The 19458-nt window shown below is 40.7% G+C and carries 9 protein-coding genes; 3 read left to right on the top strand and 6 right to left on the bottom strand.

Annotated elements, in window-relative coordinates; all coding sequences use genetic code 11:
• Window positions 1–114 precede the first annotated feature (114 nt).
• Window positions 115–1269, top strand: a complete 1155-nt coding sequence (locus tag V7L01_RS29225; RefSeq protein WP_335041134.1) for an MGDG synthase family glycosyltransferase — start codon at window positions 115–117, stop codon at window positions 1267–1269.
• Between the two features lie 148 nt (window positions 1270–1417).
• On the opposite strand, the gene V7L01_RS29230 is transcribed toward V7L01_RS29225, so the two are convergent.
• From V7L01_RS29230 to V7L01_RS29245, 4 genes are all read right to left on the bottom strand, one after another.
• Window positions 1418–2728, bottom strand: a complete 1311-nt coding sequence (locus V7L01_RS29230) for a hypothetical protein (RefSeq protein WP_335041136.1) — start codon at window positions 2726–2728, stop codon at window positions 1418–1420.
• A gap of 13 nt (window positions 2729–2741) precedes the next feature.
• Window positions 2742–4565 (bottom strand): fatty acyl-AMP ligase, encoded by a 1824-nt coding sequence (locus V7L01_RS29235; RefSeq protein ID WP_335041138.1) that lies wholly within the window; start codon window positions 4563–4565, stop codon window positions 2742–2744.
• A 237-nt stretch (window positions 4566–4802) separates the two neighbouring features.
• Window positions 4803–5543 (bottom strand): aspartyl/asparaginyl beta-hydroxylase domain-containing protein, encoded by a 741-nt coding sequence (locus V7L01_RS29240; RefSeq protein ID WP_335041140.1) that lies wholly within the window; start codon window positions 5541–5543, stop codon window positions 4803–4805.
• 11 nt (window positions 5544–5554) lie between these two features.
• Window positions 5555–6886, bottom strand: coding sequence for a lipopolysaccharide biosynthesis protein (locus tag V7L01_RS29245; protein WP_335041142.1), 1332 nt, complete (start codon window positions 6884–6886; stop codon window positions 5555–5557).
• A gap of 201 nt (window positions 6887–7087) precedes the next feature.
• Between V7L01_RS29245 and V7L01_RS29250 the strand changes: the two genes are divergently transcribed.
• Together V7L01_RS29250 and V7L01_RS29255 are read left to right on the top strand one after the other, a co-directional pair.
• A complete protein-coding gene (locus V7L01_RS29250; protein ID WP_335041144.1) occupies window positions 7088–7270 on the top strand; it encodes a hypothetical protein in 183 nt (60 codons plus the stop codon).
• Between the two features lie 618 nt (window positions 7271–7888).
• Window positions 7889–8074: a hypothetical protein gene (locus tag V7L01_RS29255; RefSeq protein WP_335041146.1), complete on the top strand. Its 186-nt coding sequence runs from the start codon at window positions 7889–7891 to the stop codon at window positions 8072–8074.
• Here V7L01_RS29255 and V7L01_RS29260 read toward each other — a convergent pair.
• Window positions 8071–13935 carry a trifunctional serine/threonine-protein kinase/ATP-binding protein/sensor histidine kinase gene (locus tag V7L01_RS29260; protein ID WP_335041148.1) on the bottom strand — a complete coding sequence of 1955 codons (5865 nt, stop codon included), beginning with the start codon at window positions 13933–13935 and terminating at the stop codon, window positions 8071–8073. The genes V7L01_RS29255 and V7L01_RS29260 overlap by 4 nt on opposite strands.
• Before the next feature lie 74 nt (window positions 13936–14009).
• Window positions 14010–19391 carry a trifunctional serine/threonine-protein kinase/ATP-binding protein/sensor histidine kinase gene (locus V7L01_RS29265; RefSeq protein WP_335041150.1) on the bottom strand — a complete coding sequence of 1794 codons (5382 nt, stop codon included), beginning with the start codon at window positions 19389–19391 and terminating at the stop codon, window positions 14010–14012.
• Window positions 19392–19458: the final 67 nt, after the last annotated feature.

The raw sequence follows: 19458 nt of genomic DNA on the forward strand, positions 1-19458 counted from the left end.
ATAATTCTAAATATCACCTTTTAAAAATTCGTGTAGGCGAGCGCCTCGGAGACATCGCTTGCACGTCATAAGTTACCGCGTCAACAAATCCCACAGTTACAATTTGGATGAATTATGAGTTATGAAAAAACCTTTTCACTGCATATTTTTACACTCAATGCAGGTGGAGGTCACTACGCCACTCTAAAAGCCTTAAGTGCGATCGCACAACAACAAAAACGACCTTGGCAAATCACTATAACAGATATCGGTGAACTATCAGAGCCGATAGACCCCTATAAAAAGCTGTTTGGTTCAGACGGTAATGAACTCTACAACGAGATGATCGGTGCAGACTGGACATGGCTACATCCAGTGATGATGTTTCTTGATAAGTTTTTCATTCGCCTGTTGCATCCCATTGGTGTCAAATTAGGCGAACAACATTGGCGACAGCAACTTCCCCCCGATTTAGTCATTTCTTTAATTCCCCTCTATAACCGAGCAATTTGGGATAGTCTACAACGAGTTAAAGTCAACACACCTATGGTTACAATCATGACTGACTTTGCAGATAGTCCCCCTCATTTCTGGATAGAACCTAAAACTAAAAGTTACTTAATCTGCGGAACCGATCGCGCCACTGAACAAGCGCGTTCTTTAGGTGTATCAGAAGAATACATTATGCAAACTTCAGGAATGATTGTACATCCTAGTTTCTATCAACCAATGTCTAGCGACCGCCGCGTGGAAAGACAGCGTTTAGGATTAGATCCAGACCGAGTAACGGGAATTGTTTTGTTTGGGGGAAAAGGTTGTACAACAATGCTCAACATTGCCCAATCTTTAGATTGTATCAGCGAGCGAGTACAGTTAATTTTTTTATGTGGTTATAATCAGAAACTGGTAAAAACATTGCAAGAACGTCCAACTCAGTTAAAGCAGCACGTACAAGGTTTTACTGATGAAGTGCCATATTTCATGAGTTTGGCTGATTTTTTTATTGGTAAACCTGGTTCTATTAGTATTAGTGAAGCGATGGTGATGAATTTGCCTGTGATTGTCGAACACAATTCTTCAACACTCATCAATGAAAAATACAACGCTGAGTGGATATTAGAGAAACAAGTTGGTATGGCAATTAAAAGCTTTCGCAGAATTGTTCCAGCTGTTGAGGAACTTTTAAAACCGGAAAATTGGCTTCGCTACAAGGCGAATCTTGCAGCTATTCAAAATCAGGCTGTATTTGAAGCTCCTGATATTTTACAGCGCATTCTTGATAAAAAGTAAAAGTTTGTGTTATCTCAAGTCCGTCTAACTATTGATTTTGGGACTTACGTAAAATTATGAAAAACGAACCGCAAAGGGCGCAAAGGAATAAGAGTTTCAGAGAGTTCTTGCTTAACTATTATTCTTAGAATTTCCCTGCATTAGTTCTCTAATTCTCAAGCGATCGCAGTAATATTTTGCACAAGGTTGTCTTTTGTTCTTCAAAAGTAGATGAATAGTTTTTGAGTAATGCATCGATCCGATTTTGGTACAGTTCTTTTTCGTCTAACAAACGCCTGATTTTCAAATTCAAATCCTGGCGATCGCTAAAGCATTCACCTAATTGATATTTTTCGACAAAGCTAATAGCTCCCCGGTCGTTAGCTGCTGCTTGTCTGGGAAGCAGTAATGGTGTGCGAGCAAGCATTGATTCCAATAAAATACCTGCTGAAGGACGAGCCAGAATAACATCTACAGCAGACATCCATTCATCAAGATTATCTACAAAACCTAGCGTTCGCGTCTCGCGCACCGTAGGTGTTCGCACTTGGTAATTTTGCTTTTTTCCAGCTATCTGCTCGATTTTTATCCGCAGATTTTCATCTCGACCACAAGCGACAATCACAACTAATGAGTCTAGAAATAGGTTTTGTAAACTTTTCAAATATTTTGTACAAAAGTTGCCGCCGAAACTGCCACTAACAATCAAAAGACAAACATCAGTAGAGGATAGTTTAAAGCGATCGCGGAGTGTTTTTTGCTCTCTAATTTTAAAATGCTTGGCTTCACGCAGGGGGCCAATTACCTCACAACGGGCCTGATTTTGGGGTTTGTAATTTATATCTATATTTCGATATATCCGATTCTGTGGATAGCAAATCACAAAATCATAAAGGTATCTACCAATAAATTGGATCTGCTGAGATAATTTGGTGGAACGGGTTAACTGATAAGACCAATAAGTAAGTGTAAAGGGGAAACTTTGTACAGCGTTCGCAGTTTCCGGAAAATAGCAAATATGGGTAGCATCTGGGGAAACTAAATCTATAAAAACAGACAAATCTGTAATTACGAGAAAAAAGGGAATTTGCTTTTCTTTAGCCCAACTACCCAAGCTTTTACCAGCAGTATCGGCAGTACAAATTAGAATATCTGGTGCAATTTGGTCTAAAGTCTGGTGCATGGCTGCAACTGAGCTAACTTCACCAATTGGCAATAAAATCAAGCGCATCAAATAATTAATTAATATATCCGCCAACTCGATCCAGTTATGGGATATGAAAAAGTTCCATGCACTAACCCAGGCTTTTGTCAATAGTTCGCTGAATGGGTCTTGTAATAATTCAGTTATGGTGTATGTGAGAATGTCAAAATCAGCATCCTGTAAAATTTCCTTGGCGAGAATATTAGCCATAACTTCATGACCCATTCCCGATCGCTCATAGACAATCAAAATTTTAATTTTGGCGGCATTAGACATATAATGTGTGCGATCAAGCTTCTTCAATTCCTGGTAAACTAGTCAAATCAGTCGGATCTAATCGCTCTGATACCGGGCAGAACCATTGTTCAATAACCGTTAATGTACCTGCTAAAAACCGATCTCGACAGCGACGGCGTTGTACTTTGCCGCTTGAGGTTTTGGGAAGGGTGGCAGGTTTTAAAAGGGCGATCGCATAAACTTCGACTAAATGCTCCAGCAAGATGGTTTGCCGAATCGCACCAATTATCTCTGCAATCTGCTCGGAATTTAATTTGCGGAAGGCGTGGCGATCGACTTCTTGAGCAATTACCAGTCTTTCTTCTCCCTCCACATCTACGGAAAAAGCAGCGCTGGCATTAGCTGATAAAGCTGGATGGCTCTCTTCTGAGGTTTGCTCTAGAATTTGAGGATAGAAATTGCGTCCCCAAAAAATCATCATATCTTTGAGACGACCAGTAATAAATAGTTGGTCATCATGAATAAAACCTAAATCCCCAGTCCTTAAAAAGGGGCCGTCATTACTATCTGCCAAATAACCTTGAAAAGTTTGCTCAGTTTCTTCCGGCCGCTGCCAATAACTGCTACTTAGTCCCAAACCTTGCGCCCAAATTTCTCCTACACCATCAGGTGGACAAGGAGCGAGAGTCTGGGGATTCACAATCCTAACTCGATTTCCTGGAAAAGCACGACCACAACTCGCTACTGCCCGCGATCCGGCTTGCCCTTTTGCTACCATCACCACTCGTTTTTCTTGCAAAGCTTGCTCATCTACAAACCGAACGGTTGATGTTTCGTTGACTGCATCTCCAGAAATCACTAAAGTTGCTTCCGCCATGCCATAGGATAAATAAAACACCTCCCGCCGAAAGCCATAAGGTGCAAACATTTCTGTAAAGCGTTCCAAAGTTTCAGGGCGCACTGGTTCTGCTCCATTCCCAGCAACTTGCCAATTACTGAGATCGAGGTCTGTAATTTGTTCTGGTTTAATCCTTTGCACGCACATATCGTAAGCAAAATTTGGGCCGCCACTAACTGTTGCTTTATAGGTGGAAATTGCTTTAAGCCAACGACTAGGATTTTGAAATACGGCTATTGGTGACATTAAAACAGTAGAATTTCCCGCAAAAATAGTTTGCATGATGCCAGCAACTAACCCTAAATCGTGGGTTAAAGGTAGCCAATTTACTCCCCAATAGTCGAGATTCGGTAATGCTTGCTGATAATTGCTGCATTGTTGCAACACGTTACCGTGGGTAATCACCACTGCTTTGGGAATACCTGTTGAGCCGGAGGTGTACTGAAAATAGGCGATCGCATCACGATCGATTTCTCGTTTTTGCCAGTTCAAGCCACTATCTAAGGAAATTCGATCCGTTGCTATCCAAGACAGTTTCTTGCTTTCTGGTGGCAGATCCGCAGATTCAGCCAACCACCCTAACCATGAATTTTGTAACTTATCTATGAGTGCGGCAGAAGTCAGAGCAATATCCACTTGGCATTCCTGGATGCGAAAGCCAAAATCTGCCCATTCTTCTGCATTTTGAGGCGGTCTTGTGGGTATAGCGATCGCACCAGCATAGAAGCAGCCAAATAATGCTGCAATAAACTCTAGAGAAGCGTTGAAAGGATAGACTAATAAAACCCGGTCGCCAACTGAAGTTATAGGCTGAAGACTGGCAGCAATAGCACGAGCCTGGCGATCGAGGGCTTGATAGGTAAGGCTACCTGACTCGATTTCCCCATCTTTAAGAAATGTGAAAACTTGATTATCTGGTTGTTTTTGAGCGCGATCGCTCAGGAGTTCAATTAGAGATTTAAAGGAATTAGATAACACTTTAACGAAACTTTTCTACTAGAGAGGAACGCCAGGAAATATAATCTTTACAAACCATACCTTATATCTTTTCTCTAGCTATATTAATTAATATTGCTTAGTTGGGTAATCGGATACTTTCTTTGGCTATACAGTATTTGCAGGTTACGCCCATCAACTCCAACATGATTACCCCAAACTCTGTTTCTGGATGACGATGCTAATTCCCTATGTCAATTGCAAATAGTTTTAAAGAGCTTATCCTAATTTATTCTCCCATTTAATGAAGTTATTTTTTCCACTTTGGACGTAAGGAGACCAAGAAATTAACTGAATTATCAGTTGATTTAGGAGTGATAAAGGAAAATGTAGAGGTCGGATGAAATCTAAAAATAAAATCACCCGAATCTCATCTGTATCGTTCCAAACTTCATGAGAAAATGTATCATCAAAAATCAAGCTTTTTCCTTCTTCCCAATAACGGAAATCTTGACCAACACGAATTTTACAGTCTATTTTGTTCTCAGGAACTTTTAGGGCTAGGTGATATCTAATCACTCCTTTGTATGGGCCTCGATGCTCTGGAATATGTTTGTGAGGTAATAAAATAGAGAAGAATGCCGTCTTCATCCCAGGAATTTGTTCAACGATCCGAGTTGTTTCAGGGCATCTCTGACAATTTTTTTCGGCTTTAATTCCATAGGCATAAAAAAAGTAAGTCTTCCAGCGATCGTCAGCAGTGAGGCTCAATTGGTCGGTCGAAATATCTTGAAAATTGGGAATATTATCAAGCTGATTTAATAGCAGATTCATCTCATCCCTAATTTTCATCCAATTTGCTTCTACATTGTTAACCCAGCTAAAATCTTCAGAATTAAAAAATGTTGAATTGCCAATTTGAGAGGATTCACCAATCAGACTTTCTAAGCTACGTAATATTTTTTCACCAATCTTTAATAAAAACTCTCGAATTTGAGATTTTTTTTGAGTTAAAACCATTAGCTTCTCTCCTAAACTATAGGGGTTTTTCTTATTCGACGCAGTTGAGGCCAAATCAGTATACAATTGAGAATCAGGATTAAAGCTGTGGACAATAAGGTTGCTATTCCTGTACCGACGATGCCAAAATTTGGAGTTAGAATCAGCAGCAATGGTAAATAAACTCCCAAGATAGCGATCGCATTTACTCTTAAGGGGAAAGTGGGTTTGCCGATTGCATAAAAAGCCGGTTCTAAAGCACAGTTCCCCATTGTGAAAACTTCTGCTGCCACTAACAGCACTAAGATGTTATAGGCGGAAATAAAGGCTTCGCCAAAGGCATAGTTCAAAATAATCTTACCCATAAACAGGCTCAGGAGTAAGATTACTAACCCAACTACTATGGCGAGCAAAGTTGATTTGAGCAGCAACGCCACGAACGAGCGCCACTTTTCCTGAACATCTAACCGAGCCAGTTCTGGATATACGGATTGCGTCAAAATCTGAGCTATATCCTTGAGTGGAGTAGACAACTCATAGCTTACCTGAAATAGTCCTGCTGCTGCGGGAGTGGCGAAAATCCCCACTGCTAAGGGGCTGGCTTGTCTCATAATCGTTGGTAGGGAAGAATCAAAATTAGAGACAATGCAAAACTTTAATAAACCGGGATGAGCTTGGCTCAAGTTGCTCAAAGACCAATTCATATTTTGTAACATTCCTCGTTTCCAAGCAATGCGCCAACCAACAAAGAACAACAACATCCCTCCCAATGCTTCAGAAATAAGCCAAAGGCACAAATATCCCCATAATGGAGCATGAAAAATACTAGCAACCATCGCCCCAAACATCCGAATCGAGGTAGGAATAGTAATCTGTAAGGATAGTAAATCAAAGCGATCGCAAAGCTGTAGCAAACCTCTGGGTGTTGCTGTGCTGCTAAACAGAATAATCAAGCTATACCACTGAACTTGAATTATCATTGCCTGATTCCATCCCAAATAAAAACCAATATCAGGAGCAATGATAATTGCGATCGCTAAACCAACTATTACCCCCAGCAGATCGAGTCCAGTGGTAAATTTTAACAACTGTTGCAGAGCTAGTTTATTCTTCTGCTCAAGACAAATAGCACCATAACGAATTACCGCTTGAGAGGATTGAAAGGTAGTTAACTCTGTAACTATCTGAACATAAGTTAAAATCAGAACCAACATCCCAAATCCCGAATCACCAAGATGATGTGTGGCTAAACTTAAGTAGACTAAACTGGTGAATCCAGTTATTACCCGTCCTCCGAGCAGCCAACTAGCATTCTTGAGGATTTTACGAAAAAAAGTACTGTTAGCCAGCAATCGCTTAATCATTTAATATTTAATTGACCAAAAGAATAGGATTCAAGCCTCGCCCAATTAGTGGGACTTTTGATTCTTAAAAACAACGATATAATTTATAATTGTAACCACTTACTGCAATTGTTGGTTTGGGATTGACAACACAGTTCTTCAATGTATCTGTAAGGTAAAAATTGACTAGCCACAAGGGGAGCGTCTGACTTTTGTAAAACAATGGTTGATGTGAAGAATAAAGCGATCGCACCGCCAAACACGACAGTAAACATTTGGATCGTTGGCCTGGCTGTTGGTGGCGCGAGTGCTTTTAAAATCCCGACTCGCAAAATTGGAACTACTAGCCCCAGGATTGAGTTGCATCGGTTGCAACAGCATATCAACAGAGATGACCCGATCTAGTGGTACTAATTCAAAAGTATTCTCCAAACTAAAAACGATTGTTGCAAATTCATCAATCCAAGGAGGTTTAGATGCGAGATTGCTAAAACGTAAACCCAGACCGATAACAAACCAAAATAGTAATAACTGTGGAGTAGATTTATTCCTGCACCACGTTTTTGACTAAAATCCGAATTTAAACTAAGAATCAGTGTACCAAATCCCGTATTACCAAGATTATGAGTGGCTAAAATTAAATATACCAAACTGGTCAATTCAGCGATCGCTCGCCCCTAGTAGTCCAGTAGCATTTTTAATAATTCCGCTGAGGAAAATACTGTCAGCAAACCATCGCTTCATGATTGCAAACTAGATCGAGTTGATATCTCACAAATCAATATAATCAATTTTCATTTAAAAATGTTACATGAATTATTTTGGAAGTCTGCTGATTACTTGGGGTTTCCTGTAATATCATGTCCGGCTAATTAATTATGATTCTCAAATCTATGCAGAAACCCTAAAAACCCCTCCCCTCTGCTCCTCTGCTCCTCTGCCCCTCTGCGGTCTTAATGATAAGTCTTTAAACGGACATGATATAAGTTATTTTGATTGGTGCTGAAATACTTAGATGAATTAATGCCAAAAATAGTACAAACAGTAACAGCACCAATAGATAAAAGCAAAGCGATCGCTTTCATGTTCAGTATAGGTTTAGCTTGCCGAGGTACTTATTTTGCCCATTATTATTTACAAGTTAATTATGCTCGGTGCAAAATATCGGTTTTAGGCATGATGTTCAATTTATGCCAGCGAGGATGCTAAGTCTGAGCTATAATCGGCAAGCTAATAACAAATTCTGTTCCCTCACCAAGTGTAGAATTAACTGCAAGCGTTCCACCGTGTTTTTCCACAATAATAGACTTCGCGATCGCCAATCCTAAACCCGTACCTTGACCAACACCTTTGGTAGTAAACAAATAGTCAAATACTTTTTGTTTGACTGATTCACTCATCCCAATTCCATTATCAGCAATCTTCACTTCAACCTGTTTATCTTTCAATGAGGTTGTAATTGTAATCCTATTAGGATTGCCTTTAATTTCTTCAAAACTACGTCCACCATTAAATTCATCTAATGCATCAATAGCATTAGCTAAAAGATTCATAAATACCTGATTTAATTGTCCAGGGAAACATTCTACATGAGGTAAATTACCGTAGTTGCTGACAACTTCAATTGCGGGACGTTGTTCGTTAGCTTTGAGACGATGTTTGAGAATAAGAATAGTGCTATCAATTCCTTGATGGATGCTAAATAGCACTTTGTAATCTTGATCTGTACGAGAAAAAGTACGTAAACTAGTACTAATGTTTTTGAGTCTGTCACACGCCATAGACATCGAATCAATCATCTTGGGCAAGTCTTCTAAGCTATAATCCAAATCGATTTCTTCGGCGTGATCGAGAATTTCTTCATTCTTGTTAGGTAAACTTTCTTGATAGAGTTTTAAGTGTTCGACAATATCAGCAATAGTAGGTTTAGCTTGTTTGAGACTAGCAGCAATAAAACCCAAAGGGTTGTTCATTTCATGGGCTACACCTGCTACAAGATTACCTAGTGCAGACATTTTCTCACTTTGCACCATTTTTAATTGTGCTTGTTGCAGATTTTGTAAAGCAGTTTCTAGCTCTTGTGCTTTTTGTTGAAGTTGGACTTCGGCAACTTTGCGTTCGCGTAGCGCAGCTTGCTGTTCCGTAATATCATCTGCTAGGGAAGCAACTCCCATTAACTCGCCATCTGCACTTACAAGCGGATTGTTATACCAAGCACAAATGATAATTTTACCATCCTTTGTCACATTTTCATTGATACTGTAATTACCGCCCTCGTGCGATATAATTTCGACGCTGACTCGCTCCATTTCTGCTTGAATCTTTTGAGGAATGATGAATTTGAATCCACAACCCAAAGCCTCTTGTTTGGTATAGCCAAATATCCTTTCTGCTGCTGGGTTCCAGTCAGTAACTTGATAATTGATATCCCACTCTATAACTGCCAGTGGAGTTTGCTGAACCAATAGCTGGAGTCGTTGCTGGGATGCTTGGAAGACAGACTGGGCGGTACTCAATTGATCCAGCGATCGCTCTAGCTGTTGGGAATACTCTAGCGATCGCTCATAAAGTCGGGCATTTTCCAGAGAAATTGCTGCTTGAGCGCAAAGTAAGTTAAGTAGTTCAACGCGATCGCTCGTGAACGCCCCCGTTGCTAAATTATTTTCTAGATATAAAATGCCCAGTAATTTACCTTGATGCAAAATCGGGCTACACAAGATACTCTGAGGCTGTTGACGCATGATATAGTCGTCATTGGCTAAGGTTGGATCGGCGATCGCATCAATTAGCACAACTGTCTGCCTGTTGTGCAAGACTTTGTAAATTAGCTTCAGGGGAATATCCTGGCTCTCCTCAACGGGAAGGCGTTGCAACACAACAGGCTCCGAACCCTCAATAATTGACCCTTTGATCAGCAAGCGATCGTCTCGCAACAGCATTAACACGCATTTATCAGCCCCTGCATTTTCAATGACGATGGAAAGCAATGATGAAAGCAGTTTTTCCAGTTCGATTTCGCCTGAGATAGTTTGAGAAGCTTTGAGAATAGCAGCTAAATCGAGAGAATCAGAGACCTTGGAGGAAGAACTAGTGGAGGTGACTGTTCCTAATGCGAAGACGGTTTCGTTAACCGAGAAAGCAGTGCGAGTTTGTTGGAGGATAGAAGCTAGCAGTTGAGGATAGCGTGTTTCCAAGTCAGCAACCTTGGCTTTAGCACCCCAACGGGTATAGCCATAGTAGGCTTGGGTCATGTATTCTTGGGCGATGCGCTGTTTGCCCCAGTCGGAGTAGAATTTAGCTGCCAATTCGTTGGCTAAGGCTTCTTCTTGGATATATTCATTAGCTTTAGCTCCAGATATTGCCCGATCGTATAACTCTATAGCTTCTGCTTTTTGTCCTAAAAATCGACATTTTTCCGCTTCTACCAAATCAAACTTATGCTGATGATTCATCGGTGCATGGTGCGCCCAATGCTGTAGCTTAGTTTGGTTTTCTGCCACCCGTTCTAATACAGTTGATACTTCCGATGATGGTTGACTCAATTGGGCTAGAGCTATCAAAGAATCATAGAAATAAAATGCAGGTTCGGCAACTGTTCCCGCACCCGACATCAAATAGTTTTTGCACTCAAGGGCATAGTTATTAGCTAGCTCAACTTCCCCAAACAAAAAGCAAAGGGTCAACTTATACGAATAGAAAATATATAGTCCACATATATCATTTGCAGACTGCAACAGGGGGAGAAATTCTGTCTCTTGGAAAGCCGATCCAGACAAAATGGTGGGATGCTTTGCCAAACCTAGTAAATTTGAAATCACTTGCCAATAAATCAGACAGTAATTAGCTGCTCCCAATTGCTTCAGTTGCACTAAAGCATGGTAGTAAGTGCGTGTATCTTCCTCCAAGTTAGCAAGAGGTTGACCGCACCAAGAAGAAATTAAACAGAAATTGTGAACCGCATAACCAGCGTATTCCAGGTTTCCAACTTCTAGCCCAAGGGTATAACTCTCACTCAAGAGAGGTAACATTTCTTTGAGGTGAGATTTGCGGTGGAGGATAAAACTTCCCAGCAGGAAAAATACTTCCAGTTTACTTGCTTTATCATCGAATTTTGCCGCCACATTCAATGCCAACTGTCCAAACTGTGCAGCTAAATCTATATTTTTCTGCATATTACAGAGAACGAGGCTGTAACAAGCATAGTTAGTAGCAGAAACAGATATATTGCCGTGCCGCAGGAATAATTTGACTAACAAGGTAGCTAGTAATGGATACAAAAGAGATCCACAGGTGTAAGCTGCTGCCATGATGCTACTGGCAATTTGGGTAATGGCGATTTTATTTGCATCTGTCATCACAGGGAGGTAGACAAAATCTGCAATTTGGCGATCGCCAATCAATTCGCTAATTTCTTGGATTGACTTTTGAATATCAGCTGGTGTGGGTGATTCGGCGATCGTTACGCCCAACTGTTGCAGCAGCTTGATGCCGATCGCCAGTACTTCACTGAGTTGACGCTGGGAAGTCTTGGCTTGAATCCTAATGCGGTAAACATTCACCTGTTCTAGTAAAGAATGTGCTTGCCCGATGACAAGATCGATAAACTGTTCCATCGTCTCAAAGTCACCGCATAACATTGCCACTTCCGCCGCTAATTCATGAAAAGCGAGAGTCATTTCATATTGCTGTTGCCAAGCGTCTTCTCCCAACAAAGACAATCCAACTACGGCATATTCACGCGCTGCTTGATAGGCGGTGGCAGTTCTGGCTTTGCGACAGGTGATGAGGTTAAGTTGCGCTAGTTCATTTCGTTGTGTTTGTTCCCTAATTAAAGCCGTGCCGTAATTTAATTGATTGACGATTTCAAAAATCCGGTCAACTCTAGCTTCTGGGGAAATCTGTTGGAGTAATAGTTGTCCGATTTGGTAATGAATCGTCTTTTTTTGGTCGTCGGGAATCAAGGAATAGGCGGCTTGTTGTACGCGATCGTGTAAAAATCGATAAGTTGGATTCGCTGCTGTATTAGCAACCAATGCACTCTCAGACTGAATAAAGAACTTATAGATTTCTGTATTCGGAATAATCAAACCTTCTTGTAAGGCTTTCCATAAATCATCTGCGGTTATTTCCGGGGATTTTTCTGAAACAATCGCCAAGGTATTCAAATCAAACTGTGCCCCAATACAAGCAGCCAGTTTAAGAGTATTCTGAGTTGTCAGCGACAATTTCTGTAATTGTAGTGCCATAAACTCGACGACATCATCTGTCAGAGAAAGCGACCGGACGGCCGCAATATCGGATTGCCAATGTCGTGTTTCCCAGTCAAAATTAATGTATTCATCTTCATATAATGATTTGAGAAACTGGGTGGCAAAGAAGGGATTACCCTGAGTTTTTTGGTACACCAATTCCGTCAAAGGTTGAGCTAAGGATAATTCGCAATTTAGCGTATCTGCTACCAACTGATTCAGATTGACTAAACTTAACGGTTGTAGTGTAATGGTGTTGACTGCTGCGCCAGTTTTGACGATTTCATCTACAGTGAGAATGAAGGGGTGAGCGGGTGACACTTCATTATCTCGATACGCACCCAATACCAATAAATGTCCGGTTTCTACTATCAATAATTGCAGCAATTTCAGCGAGGCTGAATCGGCCCATTGCAAATCATCTAAAAACATCACTAAAGGATGTTCAATACTTGTGAAGACCTGTACAAATTTTGGCAATAACAAATTAAATCGATTTTGGGCAGCCGTTCCTGATAATTCTGTAGCTGCTGGCTGTGAGCCAATAATGTTTTCTAATTCAGGAATTACGTCAATTAAAACTTGCCCGTTGTCTCCGACTGCGGCTAATATTTTATTTTTCCAGGTTTGGATTTGCCGATCTGATTCTGATAGCAATTGCCCCATTAAATCCCGGAATGCTTGGACAAATGCCGAAAAGGGAATATTGCGTTGAAACTGGTCATATTTCCCTTTAATAAAATAACCGCGTTGCCGGACAATTGGTTTATGAACTTCGTTGATAACCGCCGTTTTACCAATTCCCGAAAACCCAGCTACCAACATCATTTCTGTTGCACCAAGGCTAACTCGTTCAAATGCTTGCAGTAGAGTTTGAACCTCCATGTCTCTGCCATAAAGTTGGTCGGGGATGATGAAGCGATCGCACACATCCCGTTGTGCAATTTCAAAACTCTGAATTTCACCAGTTTCTTGAAGTTGAATTAAACATTTTTCTAAATCAAATTTCAGTCCCAATGCACTTTGATATCTAGATTCGGCATTTTTCGCCATCAGTTTCATCACGATATCGCACAAAACTTGCGGAATTTTTCTCCCCTTGATTTCACTTAAATGCGGTGGATTTTTGGCAATATGACAATGGACTAACTCCATCGGATCTTTGCATTCAAAAGGTAACTTTCCTGCCAGTAATTCGTAGAAAGTTACTCCCAAAGAATAAAAATCTGTGCGATAGTCAATCCCCCGATTCATTCTGCCTGTTTGTTCGGGGGAAATATAAGCGAGTGTCCCTTCTAATCCATTGGGATTGATCAGTGTTTGGGTTTCTCGTGGGAGTAAAGAGGCAATACTAAAGTCAATTAATTTGATTTGTTTGGTTTCAGGATTAATTAAAATATTGGCGGGTTTAATATCTTTATGAACGATCCGCTCTTGATAGAGTATATCTAAGGTATTGCAGAGTGCGATCGCAATTCGTAAAAACTCTTCACTAGACGCGATATATCGCCCCTGGTCGGCGATGAAATAATCTTTCAAAGAAATCCCCCCAAAGTCTTCCATCACCAGCACATAGCCATTTTGGTATGCTTGGAGGCTGTAGGTTTGAACGATCAGGGGTGAGTTGAGATTTTTAGCAATGGTGTACTGATTGCGAAACGATAAGAGTTCGTTAAAATCCGGATATGGATTTTTCAGCAGTTTAATGGCTACAGGTAATGAGTCAGCCTCTCGATACCCTCGATAAACTACGGTTCTGGAACCATTGTAGAGTTCTTCGCTGATGCGATATCCGGGAATACTGACCATGCTGCTAACCATATTCCTAAATCCTTAAGATTTCCAGATTTAGTATTCCCAGATATCTGAAGTTGTTTACCAACAAGATCCAAACATTATAGTGGAATTTCAATGTTAAATTCTGTACCTTCACCCAGAACGGAGTTAAAACTCAATTTTCCGCCGTGGGTTGATTCAACAATTTGACGAGCGATCGCGAGTCCTAAACCTGTACCTTTACCAACAGATTTTGTAGTAAATAACTGGTCGAATACTTTTGATTTTACTTTTTCATCCATTCCTTTGCCATTATCTGAAATGGAAATTTTTGCGCTTTGATTTTCTATTGATGTTGTAATTGTAATGTAGTTAGGATTATCTTTGATTTTCTCAAAAGTACGTCCCTGATTAGATTCTTCTAAGGCATCAATGGCATTCGCCAGGATGTTCATAAATACCTGATTTAATTGACCGGGGAAACATTCAATTTGAGGTAAATTAGCATAGTTCGTGATAACTTCAATAGCAGGACGTTGTTCATTGCCTTTGAGACGATGTTTCAAAATCAAAATAGTACTATCAAGACCTTGGTGAATATTGAAAGGCACTTTATAATCTCGATCGGCACGGGAGAAAGTTCTCAAACTGGTGCTGATATTTTTGAGGCGATCGCACGCCATAGACATAGAATCAATCATCGTGGGCAAATCCTCTAAGCTATATTCCAAGTCGATTTCTTCGGCGTGTTCAAAAATTTCTTCACTTTTGTTGGGGAAACTTGATTGATAGAGTTTCAAGTGTTCAAAAATATCAGTAAGAGTGGGTTTAGCTTGTTTTAGACTGGCAGCAATGAAACCCAAAGGATTATTCATTTCGTGAGCCACACCAGCAACTAAGTTACCCAGTGCAGACATCTTTTCACTTTGGATCATTTGTAATTGTGCTTGTTGCAGGTCTTGTAATGCTTGTTGTGACTGCTCATAAAGTCGGGCATTTTCCAGAGAAATTGCTGCTTGAGTACAAAGTAAGTTGAGCAGTTCAACGCGATCGCTCGTGAACGCCCCCATTGTTAACTTGTTTTCTAGATATAAAATGCCCAGCAATTTCCCTTGATGCAAAATCGGGCTACACAATATACTTTTGGGCTGCTGACGGATGATATACGGGTCATTCGCTAAAGTCGGATCGGCCGTCGCATCCAGCAGCACAGCAGTCTGTCTGTTGTTCTTGACTTTGTAAATCAGCTTCAGGGGAATGTCCTGGCTATCCTCAACCAGAAGGTGCTGCAACACGACTAGCTCCGAAGCTTCAATAATTGACCCTTCGATCAGCAGGCGTTCATCTCGCAAAAGCATTAACACACATTTATTAGCCCCCGCATTTTCAATGACGATCGCAAGCAATGATGAAAGCAGTTTTTCCAGTTCGATTTCGCCTGAGATACTTTGGGAAGCTTTGAGAATAGCGCCTAAATCGAGAGAGTCAGAGACACTGGAGGAAGAACTAGAAGAACTAGTTGAGGTAACTGTACTCGTGGCGAAGACGGTTTCGTTAACCGAGAAGGCAGTGCGAGTTTGTTGGAGAATAGAAGCCAGCAGTTGGGGATAGCGTCTTTCTAATTCAGCAACCTTGGCTTTCGCACCCCAACGAGCATAAGCATAGTAGGCTTCAATCATATAGTCGCTAGCAATGCGCTGTCTGCCCCAGTCGAGGTAGAATTTAGCTGCGAGTTCGTTAGCTAAGGCTTCTTCTTGGATATATTCGTTAGCTTTAGCTCCAGATATAGCCCGATCGTAAAACTCACTGGCTTCTACTTTGTGTCCTAACACTCGATATTTTTCAGCTTCCACCAAATCAACCTTATGCTGATGATTCATCGGAGCATGGTGCGCCCAATGCTGTAACTGGGCTTGGTTTTCTGCCACCCGCTCTAATGCTGTTGATACCTCGCCTGACTGTTGACTCAATAGTGCCAAAGCAATCAAAGAATCATAGAAATAAAATGTTGGTTCGCCGACTGTTGTCACAGCCCCCTTTAAATAGTTTCTGCCCTCAACTGCATAATTGCTAGCTAGCTCAACTTCCCCAAACAAAAAACCAAGCATTAGCTTATGCAAATAGAAGTGATACAGTCCAAAGAGGTCATTTGCAGACTGCAACAGGGGCAGAAATTCTACCTCTTGGAGAGCCGATCCAGACAACAGGGTGGGATGCTCCGCAAAGCCTAGTAAATTTAGTATAGATTGCCAATAGATCAGAGAGTAATTGGCTGGTATCAATTGGTTAAGTTGCACCAAAACATTGTAGTAAGTGCGCGTATCTTGCTCTAAGGTGGTAAGAGGCTGACCGCACCAAAAAGAATTGATACAGAAAGTGGTTCCACAATGTCCCAGATATTCCAGGTTTCCGACTTCTAGTCCAGTCGTGTATCCCTCCCTCAAGAGTGGTAAAGTTTCTTTGATGTGAGATTTGCGATGTAAGATACACGATGCCAGAATCATTAATACTTCAGGTTTAGTTGCTTTAGCATCAAGCTTTGAAACTAAATTCAATGCCAACTGACCAAACTGTGTTGCTAAATCCACATCCTGCTGCATATTACAGACAATCATGCTATAGCAAGCATAACTAGAAGCTGAAGCAGCGATATTTCCGTGCCGCAGGGATAATTTGACTGATAGGACAATCAGTAATGGGAACAAGAGAGAGCCAGAGGCATAGGCTGCTGCCATGATGCCGTTAACGATCTGGACAATGGCAATTGTTTTCGCATCTGTCATCACAGGTAGGTCAACAAAATCTTCAACTTGCCTCAAGCCAATCAGTTCGCTAACGTCTTGAATTGACTGTTGAATATCTGCTGGTGTCGGCGTTTCTGGAATAGTTACGCCTAACTGTTCCAGTAGCCGTGTACCAATGGCAATAGCTTCGATTAGTTTATTTTGAGAGATATTTGCTTGAATTCTCAGGCGGTAAACATGGACTTTTTCAGGTAAAGAGTGGGCTTGAGCAATGACTGTCTTAATAAACTGTTCCATCACCTCAAAGTCGCCGCAGAGCATGGCCAATTCAGCCAAATCATTATGGAATGAAAGAGTCATTTCATATTGCTGCTGCCAAGAATTTTCTCCCAGCAATGATAAGCCCGTGCTGGCATATTCACGACCTGCTTGATAAGCCGTGGCACTTTTGGCTTTGCGACAGGCAATCAAATTGAGTTTGGCTAATTCTTCTCGTTCTGTTTGTTCGGTAATTAAAGAAGTTCCGTAATTTAATTGATTCACCACTTCAAAAATCCGGTCTTCTATTGTTTCTGGGGAAATCTGTTGCAGCAGGAGTTGTCCAATTTGGTAATGAGTCGCTTGTTTTTGATCGTCGGGAATCAGAGAATAAGCTGCTTGTTGGACGCGATCGTGTAAAAATTTGTAACTGGCTAATTGCTCATTGCTAATAGCTATTTGTTGATTTCTATTAGCTGTTTCATCTTGATAAAACTTATAAACATCACTAATCGGTAAAATCAATCCTTCTTGCAACGCTTTCCACAAAGCAGTAGCCGTTTCTACCTGCGATTCTTGTGAAACAATTGCCAATGTTGTTAAATCAAAAGAGTTGCCTATACAAGCTGCTAGCTGCAAAACATCTTGAGTTGATAACGGTAGTTTTCGCAATTGAAAACTCATAAAAGCCACAACATCATTCGTAACTGCAAGAGTTATCACTTGTGCAATGTCACATTGCCAACAGCCTAGTTCAAAATCAAATTTAATTAATCCATCTTGATATAATGATTTGAGGAACTGGCTAGCAAAAAACGGATTTCCATGAGTTTTTTGATAGATCGATATAGAAAGATTCCATGCCAACTTTTCTGGGCATTTCAGCGTATCAGTGACTAATTGATTTACTTGTAATTGACTCAACGGTGCTAAAGTAATCCTATTAATCGTGAAGAGTGTTTTTTGGATTTCACTCAAAGTCAACATTAATGGATGTCCAGGGTGGACTTCGTTATCACGGTACGCACCAATGATGAAAAGATGACCTGTATCAGCCATCAATAGCTGTATTAATTTCAGTGATGCTGAATCTGCCCATTGCAAATCATCTAAAAACATTACTAAGGGATGTTCGGCGCTGGTAAAAACTTGGGTAAACTTTTGGAATAAGAAATTAAATCTATTTTGTGCTGATGTTCCTGATAATTCTATGGCGGGTGGTTGTTCACCAATAATTTTTGATAGTTCGGGGATAACTTCAATAATTACCTGTCCATTTTCGCCAAGAGCATCTAATATTTTGTTTCTCCATTGTTGAATTTGTGCATCACTTTCGGTTAACAATTGCCCGATTAAATCTTGGAATGCTTGCACAAAAGCAGAGAAGGGAATATTCCGTTGAAATTGGTCATATTTGCCTTTGATAAAATAGCCCCGTTGCCGCACAATCGGTTTATGAACTTCGTTGACTACCGCCGTTTTACCAATACCAGAAAACCCAGCTACCAGCATCATTTCTGTTGCACCAAGGCTGACTCTTTCAAAGGCTTGCAGTAGAGTTGATACCTCGGTTTCTCGTCCATAAAGTTTATCAGGGATAATGAAGCGATCGCACACATCCCTCTGTGCAATTTCAAAGCTTTCAATCCTACCATCAAATTGTAGCTGATGTAAACAATTTTCTAAATCAAACTTCAGTCCCAACGCACTCTGATATCTATCTTCCGCATTCTTTGCCATCAATTTCATCACGATATCTGAAATCACCTGCGGTATCTCATCTCTGATAACTAAAGGAGGTTGTTTTGCAATATGAGAATGTACCAACTCCATTGGATCGTTTGATTGAAATGGCAATTCTCTCGTGAGTAACTCGTAGAAAGTCACACCCAGAGAATAAAAATCAGTTCGGTAATCAATCCCCCGATTCATTCTTCCCGTTTGTTCTGGTGAAATATAAGCAAGTGTCCCTTCTAAGACATTGGGGTTGATGAGTGTCTGCGTTTCCCGTGGTAGTAAGGAGGCGATACTAAAGTCGATTAATTTAACTTGTTTGGTTTCTGGATTAATTAAAATATTGGCAGGTTTGATGTCTTTATGAATAATTCGCTCCCGATACAATATATCTAAGGTATTGCACAGTGCGATCGCAATTTCTAAAAACTCTTGTAGAGACGAGATATATCGCCTTTCTATAGAGGTGAAATAATCTTTGAGAGAAATCCCCCCAAAATCTTCCATTACCAGCGCATAGCCATTCTGATAGGCTTGGAGACTGTAGCTTTGGACGATTAGCGGTGAGTTAAGATTTTTCGCAATGGTGTACTGATTGCGAAAAGACAAAAGTTCGCTGAAACTGGGATAGGGATTTTTCAGCAGTTTAATTACTACAGGTAAGGAATCAGTCTCTCGATACCCTCGATAAACTACGGTTCTGGAACCATTGTAGAGTTGTTCGCTGATGCGATATCCGGGAATACTTACCGTGCTGTTAACCATATTCCTAAATCCTTAAGATTTCCAGATTTAGTATTCCCAGATATCTGAAGTTGTTTACCAACAAGAT

Origin of the sequence: Nostoc sp., assembly GCF_036917095.1 — a bacterium.
GTDB lineage: Bacteria > Cyanobacteriota > Cyanobacteriia > Cyanobacteriales > Nostocaceae > Nostoc.